Source organism: Metabacillus sp. B2-18 (assembly GCF_021117275.1).
In the GTDB taxonomy this organism is placed as follows: Bacteria; Bacillota; Bacilli; order Bacillales; family Bacillaceae; genus Metabacillus.
Genome location: NZ_CP088245.1, coordinates 888,076 through 901,969 on the forward strand (window position 1 = coordinate 888,076; position 13,894 = coordinate 901,969).

Sequence of the window (13,894 nt, forward strand, 5' to 3'; positions counted from 1 at the left end):
ATATTCGATTACTTCCTAAATATAAAGTTTACTTAAACAGAAAGAAAGCAGAATTCTTTCTTTCTACTTTCGCTTTTACTATACTCAAAGTACCACGATCTTAAAAGGAGTGCTTACCGAGATGGATGAATCACTAAAAGAAAATATTTATGGTGCGTTAGAAACAGTTGTCGATCCAGAGCTAGGTGTCGATATTGTCAACCTTGGACTTGTTTATGACATTGAAATGGATGAAGAAGGGAAAACAATCGTAACAATGACACTTACCTCAATGGGCTGCCCATTAGCAGGAACGATTGTTGAACAAATCAAAATTGCACTTGATGATATCCCAGAAGTTAAGAGCACAGAAGTAAATATTGTTTGGAATCCACCATGGACAAAAGATAAAATGTCCAGAATTGCAAAAATTGCTCTGGGAATTCAATAAACATAAGAAAACATCAATTTACTCATATGAGTTAGATTGATGTTTTTTTATACACTTTTTTCGTTTCTTTTATGCATATTGATGTATATATATAAATGATGTCATTTCCAACATAAACTGACACAGTCTCAATATGCATAAGAATTAGTTTTAAAATTTAAAAAAATATTATTTATACACTTGATTTTATTTTTATACAAACTTATAATTGAGAAATAATTTAGAAAACGAACTTACTAGAGGGTGTGATTTGGTGAAAGTCGGAATTATCGGGGCCACAGGATATGGTGGAGTCGAATTATATCGTATATTATCCAATCATCCACATGTAGAAGAATGTATCCTTTATTCATCTTCAGAAATGGATGTTCCATACAGTAACACATTTCCACATCTACATGATTTGAGTGATCACATATTAAAAAATATTGATGTGGAAGACATCAAAAAGAATATACATGTATTGTTTTTAGCAACACCTCCTGGGGTTTCAAGGAATTTATCACCACAATTTCTTGACTCAGATGTAAAGATTATTGATTTGTCCGGTGATTTGAGATTGAAGGACCGTAACGAGTATGAGCATTGGTATAAACGTCCTTGTGTAGAAGATGAGGTTCTAGAAAAAACAGTGTACGGGTTGTCTGAATTAAATAAAGAAGAAATTAAGAAGGCAAAACTGCTTGCAAATCCAGGATGTTTTCCAACAGCTACGATATTGGGCTTAGCACCAGTTGTACAGAACAGGATTATTCATGAACAATCGATTATAGTGGACGCGAAAACAGGAGTTTCTGGAGCAGGCCGTAATATCTCACAAGCTACTCATTTTTCTGAAACAAATGAAAATATAAAAATTTATAAAGTTCATGAACATCAACATATACCTGAGGTGGAGCAAGCACTTTTTGCATTAAATGATGAGATAACAGCTATCTCATTTAATACACACCTCATTCCAATGACAAGAGGAATTATGGCGACGATTTATGCTAGTTTACAAGAGTCATATACAACAGAGAGCTTATTAGATTTATATAAAGACTTTTATGCTGCATCACCATTTGTGCGTGTTCGTAAACAAGGTGAGTTTCCTTCAACAAAGGAGGTTTACGGCTCAAATTTTTGTGACATCGGTCTAAAAGTAGATGAACGAACAGGAAGAGTAACGATTGTTGCGGTAATTGACAACTTAATGAAGGGTGCAGCAGGTCAGGCGGTACAAAACTTCAACCTAATGAACGGCTATGAAGAAACAACGGGCTTGTACTTTGCACCTATATATCCATAAGACGATTTGTAAGTGATGAAGAGAATTAGATCATCATGACAACCAGGGAGGAAATAAACGTGCTACAAGCAAAAGAAACATCTAGCATCAAAAAAATTGAGAACGGGTCAATCGTTTCAGCAAAAGGTTTCTCTGCTGACGGTGTTCATGCTGGTTTACGATATTCGAAAAATGATTTAGGTGTTATTTATAGTGAAGTACCGGCGAGTTGTGCTGCTGTATACACTCAAAGTCATTTCCAAGCTGCACCATTAAAGGTAACACAAGAAAGTGTAGCAAAAGAAAACTTATTACAAGCGATTATTGTTAACAGCGCAAACGCTAATGCATGTACAGGTGAACAAGGGTTAAAAGATGCATTTGAAATGAGAGAGCGCTGTGCAAGCCTGTTTAATATCCAGCCTCATTACGTAGCGGTTGCTTCAACAGGTGTTATTGGTGAATTTTTGAAGATGGATAAAATTCGTGCCGGAATTCAGGAGTTAAATCCTCAATGTAGTCAAGAAGCATCAGAGGCATTTCAAACAGCGATCTTAACAACAGATTTGGTTATGAAAAACTCTTGCTACGAAGTAGAAATTGATGGGAAAACAGTAACAATTGGTGGAGCAGCCAAAGGATCTGGAATGATTCATCCAAATATGGCAACAATGCTTTCATTTGTTACAACAGATGCGAATATTGATTCTGCATCCTTGCAAGCACTATTAAGCGAAGTAACTGATAAAACATACAACCAAATTACTGTTGATGGTGATACATCAACAAATGACATGGTTTTAGTCATGGCAAATGGCAAGGCAGATAATCATTCGCTAAATCCAAATCATCCTCAATGGAATGACTTTAAAGCAGCATTTCAATTAGTAAGTGAAGAGTTAGCAAAGCAAATTGCCAAGGATGGTGAAGGAGCAACAAAGCTGATTGAAGTAGAAGTAACAGGTGCTAAAACAAAGCAGGAAGCAAATGTTGTTGCCAAAAAAATCGTTGGTTCAAGCTTAGTGAAAACTGCGGTTTATGGGGCAGATGCGAACTGGGGAAGAATTATTTGTGCCGTTGGATATAGTGAGGCACAGGTTGAACCGGAAAAGATTGATATTTTCCTAGGAGATTTATGCTTGTTCACAAATAACAGTCCACAATCATTTTCCGAAGAATCTGCATCAAACTATTTAAAACAAGATTCAGTGAAAATAACAGTTAACCTGGGAGTTGGGGATCAAGCCGGTAAAGCCTGGGGCTGTGATTTAACATATGATTACGTGAAGATTAACGCAAGCTACAGAACATAAGGGAGATCGTTATGTCAAAAACAGTCGTATTAAAATGTGGTGGCAGTACCGTTCATCAATTATCAGAAACATTCTTCCAAAGTTTAAAAGATCTGGTTTCATCAAATTGGCGCGTCATGATTGTCCATGGTGGTGGTCCAGATATTACAAAGATGCTAAAAGCTCTGGAAATAGAAACTGAGTTCTATAACGGTCAACGAAAGACAACAGATGACGTATTAGAAATTGCTGAAATGGTGCTAGCTGGTAAAATTAATAAACATCTGACAAATCTTCTTCAGCAAAAAGGGTTCAATTCGATCGGAGTATCAGGTACTGACGGTGGACTTTTACAAGCGGAATATTTAGATAAAGAGAATCTGGGATTGGTAGGAAAAGTAACCTCAGTTCAAACATCAGTTGTATCTTTATTAATGGATCATGGTTATATACCGGTTGTTGCACCACTGGCACGCACTGTGGCAAACGAGACACTTAATGTGAATGCAGATTTAGCTGCAGCAGCTATTGCAAATGGTGTAGGAGCTGAGAAGTTTTTATTTGTAACAGATGTACCTGGAATTATGGATCAAAATAAGCAGGTTATTGAAACCATTACACCTCAAGAAATTACTGAATTGATTGCAAAAGAGGTCATTACAGGGGGAATGATTCCAAAGGTCGAATCAGCCGTATCGACTTTATCTGACATTTGTCAAGAGGTTATGATTGTAAGTGGAAGCGAGGCCTTTGTTGAGAACGGTATTTTCAAAGGAACAAAAATTGTAAGTGAAGGGGAGGTTTTGCAATCATGAGTTATTTATTCCCTACCTACGCGAGATGGGATGTAACGATGAAAGAAGCAAAGGGCTCATGGGTTACTGATGAGAATGATAAAAAGTATTTAGATTTTATCTCCGGTATTGCTGTTTGTAACTTAGGGCATGCAAATGAGGATGTGACGGCTGCTGTTGCAGAGCAGTTAACAAAGTATTGGCATATGTCTAATTTATTTCATCAGCCAATTCAAGAAGAAGTAGCAAAGCTCTTAGTTGACTCAACTGAAGGAGATGCTGTTTTTTTCTGTAACAGTGGAGCAGAAGCGAACGAAGCTGCAATTAAACTAGCACGCAAGCACACTGGAAAAACAAAGATTGTAACCTTTCTACAATCGTTTCATGGCAGAACGTTCGCAACCATGTCAGCAACAGGTCAGGAAAAAATTCAACAAGGCTTCGGACCCTTGCTTGAAACATTTCAATATTTGCCATACAACGATTCTAATTCGTTAGATGAGCTTGAAGACGATGTAGCAGCAATTATGCTAGAAGTTGTCCAAGGTGAAGGTGGAGTTGTTCCAGCACAACAAGAATTTCTTCAAAAAGTAACGGAAACGTGCAAACGTATCGGAGCATTATTAATCATTGATGAAGTTCAAACAGGTATTGGTCGTACAGGAAAGCCATTTGGCTATCAACATTACGAAATCTCACCTGATATTATCACTTCTGCAAAAGGGCTCGGCAGTGGATTACCAGTCGGAGCAATGATCGGAAAGCAGTCACTAATTGATACGTTCGGGGCAGGAAGCCACGGATCTACTTTTGGTGGTAATCCAATTGCAATGGCTGCTGCAAAAGCAACACTTACCCAAATCTTTGAAGAAAATTTTCTTAAAGAAGTGGAAGAAAAAAGTAACTATCTGCTTGGCAAGTTGAATACTGTAATAGGATCTCATTACCTGGTTAAAGAGATTCGCGGTAAAGGCTTATTACTAGGAATAGAATGTAAGGAACAAGTTGGAGAGATTATTAATCAGCTTAGAGAAAAACAATTACTTGTTTTGCCAGCTGGACCAAATGTGGTCCGATTACTTCCTCCATTAACAGTATCATACGACGAGATCGATTTAGCGATTGAAACAATAGCAGGTGTGTTTTCAACTATCGAGCAATCTGTAGGTGCTCAATAAGATCAGTATTTTTTTTACATGTAATTGAATAAAAATACTAAGTGTTTAATAATTATCCACATGCTAATAGGTGGACGTTTCCACTATTAGAAGAACTATAGACAAACGAGGTGTAAGCAGATGAAAGGATATCTCCATTTAGAGGATGGATCAGTGTATAACGGGATACTTGAACATAGCTCCTCGGAGGACATTAACGGAGAAATTGTATTTTTCACAGGAATGACGGGTTATCAGGAAGTATTAACAGATCCTTCCTATAAAAATCAGATTGTTGTATTTACGTATCCTCTTATTGGAAATTACGGGATTAACATAAGTGATGATGAAAGTAAAAAGCCGCAAGTAAAAGCGGTAGTTATCTATGAAAATACGACAAATTATTCACACTATGAAGCGCAATACAGCTTTAAGGAGTATCTAGAAAAGTGGAATATTCCAATCATTCACCACGTTGACACACGTGCTGTTGTGAAGAAAATTAGAAACCATGGATCAATGGCGGCAACGATCTCAACAACCTTAAACCAAGAAGAACAGCCTTGTGCAATCTTCGAAGATGGAGTTTTTGAGGTTGTGTCCGATCAGCTTGAAACTTATGGTGAAGGTGAAAAACATATTGCTTTAGTTGATTTCGGCTATAAGAAATCAATTTTAACAGCCCTTTTAAATAGAGGTTGTAAGGTAACAACCGTTCCTTTTAAAATGATCGACAAAGTTGCTGATCTTAAACCTAACGGAGTCCTTTTATCAAATGGACCAGGAGATCCAGAGCAACTAGTAAACTATTTTTCACAAATTAAGAAAGTTGTTGCTGCTCACCCAACATTAGGTATCTGCTTAGGTCATCAGTTAATTGCCCTGTCATTTGGTGCAAAAACGAAAAAGCTGCTGTTTGGACATAGAGGGGCTAACCAGCCAGTATATGATGTGAAAACAAACAAAGTGTTTATGACCTCGCAAAATCACAGCTACGTTGTGATTAAAGATAGCTTAAAAGAAACAGAGTTAGATATGCGTTTTTATCATATTAATGATGATTCAATCGAAGGATTATCACACAAGAACTTACCAATTATTACAGCACAATTTCATCCAGAGGCACATCCAGGACCTTCAGATAGTGAATGGATTTTTGATGAATTTTTAGATTTAGTCGCTGCTGCAAAAGGAGATATACTTTATGTCTAAAAACCAATCAATAAAGAAAATCATCGTAATCGGTTCTGGCCCAATTGTGATCGGTCAGGCGGCAGAATTTGATTATGCAGGAACACAAGGATGCTTAGCGTTAAAGGAAGAAGGCTATCAAGTTGTCCTTGTTAATAACAATCCGGCAACAATTATGACAGATGAGGAATTCTCAGATGTTCTGTATTTTGAACCTTTAACAGTTGAAAGCCTAACTAACATTATAAAAAAAGAAAAACCAGATGGTTTACTTGCTTCATTAGGTGGTCAAACAGGACTAAACTTAGCGATGGAACTTCACGAAGCAGGCGTTCTTGAAAAATATGGAGTGCAATTACTAGGTACTTCAATTGAATCAATCCGCAAAGGTGAAGATCGTAACGAATTTCGCCAGTTAATGTACGATTTAAACGAGCCAATACCTGAGAGCTCAATTGTCACCACTCTTGATGAAGCTCTTGAGTTTTCTGGAAAAATTGGCTTCCCAATTATCATTCGTCCAGCTTACACACTTGGAGGAAAAGGTGGCGGAATTGCTTCAAATCTAGAAGAATTTAAGAAGCTTGTAAAAAGTGGATTACATGCAAGCCCTATAACACAATGCTTAATTGAAAAAAGCATTGCAGGCTTTAAAGAAGTAGAGTATGAAATGATACGAGATCATAAAGGTACATGTATTTCTGTATGTAATATGGAAAACATTGACCCAGTTGGTGTTCATACAGGGGACTCAATTGTTGTTGCGCCATCTCAAACGTTAACAGATCAGGATTACCATATGCTAAGAAGCGCAGCAGTTAAGATCGTTTCAGCACTAGGTGTGGTCGGTGGATGTAACATTCAATTAGCTTTAGATCCAAAAAGTAAGCAATACTATGTGATTGAAGTTAATCCACGGGTCAGCAGATCATCTGCTCTAGCATCAAAGGCTACTGGTTATCCAATTGCAAAAATCGCTGCAAAGCTTGCAGTTGGTTATACACTAGAAGAATTAAAAAATCCATTAACAATGAGCACATATGCAAGCTTTGAACCAGCACTTGATTATGTTGTTGTTAAATTCCCAAGATGGCCGTTTGATAAGTTTAACAAAGCGGACCGTAAGCTTGGTACGAAAATGAAAGCAACCGGCGAGGTTATGGCCATTGAACGTAATCTTGAGGCTGCTCTTCAAAAAGCTTGTGATTCATTAGAATTAGATAACATCGGAACACATCTTCCGGAGTTAGTGACATTATCAACTGATGAAATCATTAACTTAATGAAAAAGACTGATGATCGTAGATTCTTTGCTGTAATGGAGCTGATTAGAAGAGGAACCACAATTGAGGAAATTCACGAAATGACAGAAATGGATCTTTATTTCCTTTCATCTTTCAAAAAGATTGTTGATCTTGAGAACCAGCTTAAAGGAAAGTCTCTTGAAACACTAGAAGCTGATTTAATAGCTGAAGTAAAAGAAAAAGGTTTCTCAGACCGTACAATCGCATCACTTTTAAATGCTCCTGAGGCAAATGTTCGCAAGCTTCGTCTTGAAGCAGGAGTGAAGGCTTCTTATAAATATGTTGATACATGTGCAGCAGAATTTGAAGCACGTACAAACTATTTTTACTCCACGTATTTTGGAGAAAACGAACAGCCTGAACTGTCAGATAAGAAAAAAATCTTAATTATCGGTTCCGGTCCAATTCGTATCGGTCAAGGAATCGAATTTGATTATAGCGCAGTACATGGAATTAAGGCTCTTAAGCAATTAGGTTATGAAGCAGTCATGATCAATAATAACCCAGAAACAGTAAGTACAGATTTTGAAACAGCTGATCGCCTGTACTTTGAACCAATAACCCTTGAGCACGTGTTAAACATTGTGGATTCAGAAGGGATCGATTCTGTTATTGTTCAATATGGTGGGCAAACAGCGATTAACCTTGCTGAGCAGTTAGAAACGGCAGGAGTTCAATTATTGGGTACTGACACGGAAACTCTTGATTGGTTAGAGGATCGTGATAAGTTTTATCAAATATTAGATAACCTATCCATTCCACATGCTGCTGGTTTAACAGCAAACAATGCAGAAGAAGCATTAAAGGGCGCTAGTGAAATTGGCTTCCCGCTTTTATTAAGACCTTCTTATGTTATTGGTGGAAAAGGAATGGTTGTTGTTCATAACGAAGCAACATTAGCTAAGCTTCTTTCGGAAAATACAAATATGATTTATCCCGTATTGATCGATCAATTTGTTCAAGGCCTTGAAGGTGAAATAGACCTGATTTCTGACGGTGAAGAAGCATTTATTCCAACATATATTGAGCATGTTGAGCCAGCGGGCGTTCACTCAGGTGACAGCTTAGCCATTTTACCATCTCAAAATTTAACGGATAAGAATAAACAGGTGATTGCGGATTATGCTAATGCCCTTGTAAAAAAGCTTAACTATCGCGGCATTATGAATATTCAATTTTTAGTAAATGGTGAAAACATTTACGTGCTTGAGGTAAACCCGCGTGCAAGCAGAACTGCACCAGTTATTAGTAAAGTAACAGGTATTCCAGTAATTAAGCATGCAACACATTTATTGTGTGGAAAAAAATTAAAAGAACTGCAAATTCAGTCATCAGAACAGTCGAATATGGTAGCTGTTAAGTACCCAGTCTTCTCAAGTCATGCTCTTCATGATGTTGATATCACATTAGGACCTGAAATGAAAGCAACAGGTGAAGGAATGTGTGTGGGCAAAGATATAAAGAGTGTTTACCGTAAAATTTTCAAAAAAGAGCTTGAAAATGTGACAAGTGTTTACTTTGATATAGAAAATGAAAAGGCGATTAAGATTGCAAAAGAAGCAGGTCTTAACGTAGTAACAAGTGATTATCAAACATGGGTTGAGGGAGAAAAGGGGATTTTTGTATCCCTAGTTGATAGTGAAGAAGCAAAGCTAGAACGACAGCAAGCTTTAGAAAAAGGAATGATTCTATTTACAAACCTTGCTACGTACTATGCTTGTATTAATAGCCTCTTTGCATTGGATGAGGATGTATCTTCTATTCAACAACTCACGAAGCCATTAGTAAAGAACTCATAAAGAGCAAGTGGAAATGAAAGGAAGTGGGCAAGAGTGAGTTTAAAGCTAAAAGAAAAAACGATACAAAAAAGAGATTTTTTAACTTTACTTGATTATAGCCAGCAGGAAATTCTAGACTTAATTGAAGATGCTTTTAAGTTAGAAGAAAATCCGCTTCAGCCAGTGTTACAAGGTAAAACACTAGCAATGATTTTTGAGAAATCGTCAACAAGAACTCGTGTGTCGTTTGAAACAGGAATGCTTCAATTAGGAGGTCATGCTTTATTTTTAAGCAGCCAAGACCTTCAACTAGGCAGAGGAGAGCCTGTATCAGACACAGCAAAAGTATTGTCAGGATATGTAGATGCCATCATGATTCGTACATTTGGTCATGATAAAATTGAAGAATTAGCTAAGCATGCAAGCATTCCAGTTATCAATGGATTAACAGACCTTTTCCATCCTTGTCAGGCACTTGCTGATTTAAAAACGATTTACCGTCTGAAAGAGAAATTCGTTGGCGTAAAAACAGCTTACTTAGGTGATGGAAACAATGTTGCACACTCTCTTATGATTGCTGCTGCTAAAGTAGGAATGGACTTTTCCTTAGGTTGTCCAAAAGGATATGAACCAAACCAAGCTGTGGTGGAAAAAGCTCAGGCACTTGCTGCTGAGACAGGTGCAAAAATTACAATCACAAATGACCCGGTTGAAGCGGTGAAAGATGCCGATATCATTTATACAGATGTATGGGCGAGTATGGGGCAAGAAAGTGAACAACAAGAACGTCTTGTTGCATTTAAAGACTTCCAAGTAAATGATGAACTCGTAAAGCATGCAAAGAAGGACTACAACTTCCTGCACTGCTTACCAGCACATCGTGAAGAAGAAGTAACAGCATCCATTATCGACGGCGAGCATTCAGCTGTATTCGAACAAGCAGAAAACCGTCTACATGTTCAAAAGGCATTGTTGGTAAAATTGTTGGGGTAATACTTATATAAAAAGGCGTGTTAACTTGTTTTAGTTAACACGCCTTTTTTGGGGATTTGGGAGTAGATGTTGAGAGCAGAGAAAGGTGTTTTAATAATAGTGTGAATCTGACAAGAAAAGGGATTGAAAGGAGAGATGTGTCTCAATACTGTGGAATCGGGACAGAAACAGGGAGGGATGAGAGGAATGAGTCTCGATACTGAGGGGATCGGGACAGAAAAAGGGAGGGGGCAGAGGGATGAGTCTCGATACTGAGGGAATCGGGACAGAAACAGGTAGGGAGCAGAGGGATGAGTCTCGATACTGAGGGAATCGGGACAGAAACAGGTAGGGAGCAGATTAAGTCCGTATAATTGTGTAAAAAGAAAAAGGGTTCATTTTATTCACTCTTGGCTACAATGTTTTCAGCTACGATAAACATGAAAAGAGGAATAAGATGACCCAGTTACAGTTTAACCTAGATTTGGAAGTTTTAAAAGATTCTGTATTAAATTCTGATATTGATGCAGTAGTTAAATCAGCAATTGTTTTGGTCTTAAATGAGTTTATGGAAAAAGAGAGAGATGATTATCTACATGCTGCTTCTTATGAACGCTCTGCAGCCCGTCGTGACTATCGCAACGGCTACTATGAACGTGAATTAATTATGAGTATCGGCAAGATACAACTCAAGGTGCCGAGAACTCGTGATGGTGAGTTTTCGACTACAGTTTTTGAAAAATATGCTAGATGTGATCAAGCTTTAGTGATCTCCATGTTGGAAATGGTTATTAATGGGGTCTCAACACGCAAGGTAACACAAATAGTTGAACAGCTATGTGGTAAATCTGTCTCAAAATCGTTTGTTTCTTCATTGACCTTGAAATTAGATCCAATCGTAAATGATTGGGCAAAGCGTCCTTTAAACGTCAAATATTATCCCTATCTTTTTGTAGATGCCATGTATATCAAAGTGAGAGAACACCATAAGGTGGTCTCAAAGGCTGTTTATATTGCCACAGCTATTACAGATAAGGGCCAGCGTGAAATACTTGGTCTAAGTATTGATCATGCAGAGAATTACGAGAGTTGGAGTCGCTTCCTTCAACAGCTAAAATCACGAGGACTTCAGTCTCCGAAACTAGTGATATCAGATGCTCACCAAGGCTTACAAAAAGCCATACAACGTGAATTTTTAGGTACTAGCTGGCAAAGGTGTAATGTTCATTTTAAAAGGAACATTATTGAAAAGTTGCCCAAAAAGGATTCAGCTGATATTCGTATGATGATCAAGCGTGTGTTTGAGGCAATCACTGTTGAAGATATCAGAACCTTTAAGAATGAACTGATGACTCAATTTGGAAATAATCCAAAGTACGAAAAGGCTCTTACTATTTTCGATGAAGGGTTCGAAGATACCATTCAATATATGAATCATCCAGTGAATATGCGCCCTCATATACGAAGTACGAACTCTCTTGAACGATTAAATCAAGAAGTACGAAGAAGAGAAAGAGTTATTCGTATCTTCCCAAACACACAATCTGCTTTTCGTTTAGTAGGAGCTGTTTTAATGGAATACCAAGAATCTGTTTACTCTACAAAATCTATAAGAAGATGCTAATTTTTTCGTAGCTTCCATTATGGAATGATCACATATCCAGGAAAGACTGTCAAAGTGAGGAACCTTTGACAGCCTTCCCTGGATATGTAAGTGAAAGCCCATGGAATTTACGCAAAAAAAAATGTAGGGGATAATACACATATCCAAATGTAGTAGTTGAAAACATTGTATTAAATTTACACAATATTCTGGACTTGACTTAGGGAGCAGAGGGATGAGTCTCGATACTGCGGGAATCGGGACAGAAAAAGGGAGGGATGAGAGGGATGAGTCTCGATACTGAGGGAATCGGGACAGAAACAGGTAGGGGGCAGAGGAATGAGTCTCGATACTGCGAGAATCGGGACAGAAAAAGGGAGGGATGAGAGGAATGAGTCTCGATACTGCGAGAATCGGGACAGAAACAGGTAGGGAGCAGAGAAATAAGTCTCGATACTGCGAGAATCGGGACAGAAACAGGTAGGGGGCAGAGGAATGAGTCTCAATACTGCGAGAATCGGGACAGAAACAGGTAGGGGGCAGAGGAATGAGTCTCGATACTGCGAGAATCGGGACAGAAACAGGGAGGGATGGATTAAGTCCGTATAATTGTGTAAAAAGAAAAAGGGTTCATTTTATTCACTCTTGGCTACAATGTTTTCAGCTACGATAAACATGAAAAGAGGAATAAGATGACCCAGTTACAGTTTAACCTAGATTTGGAAGTTTTAAAAGATTCTGTATTAAATTCTGATATTGATGCAGTAGTTAAATCAGCAATTGTTTTGGTCTTAAATGAGTTTATGGAAAAAGAGAGAGATGATTATCTACATGCTGCTTCTTATGAACGCTCTGCAGCCCGTCGTGACTATCGCAACGGCTACTATGAACGTGAATTAATTATGAGTATCGGCAAGATACAACTCAAGGTGCCGAGAACTCGTGATGGTGAGTTTTCGACTACAGTTTTTGAAAAATATGCTAGATGTGATCAAGCTTTAGTGATCTCCATGTTGGAAATGGTTATTAATGGGGTCTCAACACGCAAGGTAACACAAATAGTTGAACAGCTATGTGGTAAATCTGTCTCAAAATCGTTTGTTTCTTCATTGACCTTGAAATTAGATCCAATCGTAAATGATTGGGCAAAGCGTCCTTTAAACGTCAAATATTATCCCTATCTTTTTGTAGATGCCATGTATATCAAAGTGAGAGAACACCATAAGGTGGTCTCAAAGGCTGTTTATATTGCCACAGCTATTACAGATAAGGGCCAGCGTGAAATACTTGGTCTAAGTATTGATCATGCAGAGAATTACGAGAGTTGGAGTCGCTTCCTTCAACAGCTAAAATCACGAGGACTTCAGTCTCCGAAACTAGTGATATCAGATGCTCACCAAGGCTTACAAAAAGCCATACAACGTGAATTTTTAGGTACTAGCTGGCAAAGGTGTAATGTTCATTTTAAAAGGAACATTATTGAAAAGTTGCCCAAAAAGGATTCAGCTGATATTCGTATGATGATCAAGCGTGTGTTTGAGGCAATCACTGTTGAAGATATCAGAACCTTTAAGAATGAACTGATGACTCAATTTGGAAATAATCCAAAGTACGAAAAGGCTCTTACTATTTTCGATGAAGGGTTCGAAGATACCATTCAATATATGAATCATCCAGTGAATATGCGCCCTCATATACGAAGTACGAACTCTCTTGAACGATTAAATCAAGAAGTACGAAGAAGAGAAAGAGTTATTCGTATCTTCCCAAACACACAATCTGCTTTTCGTTTAGTAGGAGCTGTTTTAATGGAATACCAAGAATCTGTTTACTCTACAAAATCTATAAGAAGATGCTAATTTTTTCGTAGCTTCCATTATGGAATGATCACATATCCAGGAAAGACTGTCAAAGTGAGGAACCTTTGACAGCCTTCCCTGGATATGTAAGTGAAAGCCCATGGAATTTACGCAAAAAAAAATGTAGGGGATAATACACATATCCAAATGTAGTAGTTGAAAACATTGTATTAAATTTACACAATATTCTGGACTTGACTGAGGGATGAGAGGAATGAGTCTCGATACTGCGAGAATCGGGACA

General features: G+C 37.8%; 10 protein-coding genes. All 10 read left to right on the forward strand.

Features of this window, described 5'->3' with window-relative positions:
* Positions 1-121 precede the first annotated feature (121 nt).
* The 10 genes from LPC09_RS04670 to LPC09_RS04715 all read left to right on the forward strand — a co-directional run bounded on the left by LPC09_RS04670 (position 122) and on the right by LPC09_RS04715 (position 13,650).
* A complete protein-coding gene (locus tag LPC09_RS04670) occupies positions 122-430 on the forward strand; it encodes a metal-sulfur cluster assembly factor (protein ID WP_098797882.1) in 309 nt (102 codons plus the stop codon).
* Between the two features lie 253 nt (positions 431-683).
* Positions 684-1,721 carry an N-acetyl-gamma-glutamyl-phosphate reductase gene (gene argC / locus LPC09_RS04675; RefSeq protein ID WP_098797903.1) on the forward strand — a complete coding sequence of 346 codons (1,038 nt, stop codon included), beginning with the start codon at positions 684-686 and terminating at the stop codon, positions 1,719-1,721.
* 59 nt (positions 1,722-1,780) lie between these two features.
* Positions 1,781-3,013, forward strand: coding sequence for a bifunctional ornithine acetyltransferase/N-acetylglutamate synthase (gene argJ / locus LPC09_RS04680; protein WP_269217418.1), 1,233 nt, complete (start codon positions 1,781-1,783; stop codon positions 3,011-3,013).
* Positions 3,014-3,024: 11 nt separating this feature from the next.
* Complete coding sequence (gene argB, locus LPC09_RS04685; RefSeq protein WP_231309124.1) at positions 3,025-3,807, forward strand: acetylglutamate kinase; 783 nt, start codon at positions 3,025-3,027, stop codon at positions 3,805-3,807.
* Positions 3,804-4,964, forward strand: a complete 1,161-nt coding sequence (locus LPC09_RS04690) for an acetylornithine transaminase (RefSeq protein ID WP_098797879.1) — start codon at positions 3,804-3,806, stop codon at positions 4,962-4,964. The genes argB and LPC09_RS04690 overlap by 4 nt, the downstream gene beginning before the upstream one ends.
* Before the next feature lie 120 nt (positions 4,965-5,084).
* Entirely contained in the window at positions 5,085-6,155 is a 1,071-nt protein-coding gene (locus LPC09_RS04695) for a carbamoyl phosphate synthase small subunit (RefSeq protein ID WP_098797878.1), read from the forward strand.
* Positions 6,148-9,237 carry a carbamoyl-phosphate synthase (glutamine-hydrolyzing) large subunit gene (locus LPC09_RS04700; RefSeq protein WP_098797877.1) on the forward strand — a complete coding sequence of 1,030 codons (3,090 nt, stop codon included), beginning with the start codon at positions 6,148-6,150 and terminating at the stop codon, positions 9,235-9,237. Before LPC09_RS04695 ends, LPC09_RS04700 begins: the two co-directional genes overlap by 8 nt.
* 33 nt (positions 9,238-9,270) lie before the next feature.
* Positions 9,271-10,209 carry an ornithine carbamoyltransferase gene (gene argF, locus LPC09_RS04705; protein WP_098797876.1) on the forward strand — a complete coding sequence of 313 codons (939 nt, stop codon included), beginning with the start codon at positions 9,271-9,273 and terminating at the stop codon, positions 10,207-10,209.
* Between the two features lie 436 nt (positions 10,210-10,645).
* Positions 10,646-11,812 carry an IS256 family transposase gene (locus LPC09_RS04710; protein ID WP_098798984.1) on the forward strand — a complete coding sequence of 389 codons (1,167 nt, stop codon included), beginning with the start codon at positions 10,646-10,648 and terminating at the stop codon, positions 11,810-11,812.
* Between the two features lie 671 nt (positions 11,813-12,483).
* Positions 12,484-13,650 (forward strand): IS256 family transposase, encoded by a 1,167-nt coding sequence (locus tag LPC09_RS04715; protein ID WP_098798984.1) that lies wholly within the window; start codon positions 12,484-12,486, stop codon positions 13,648-13,650.
* Positions 13,651-13,894: the final 244 nt, after the last annotated feature.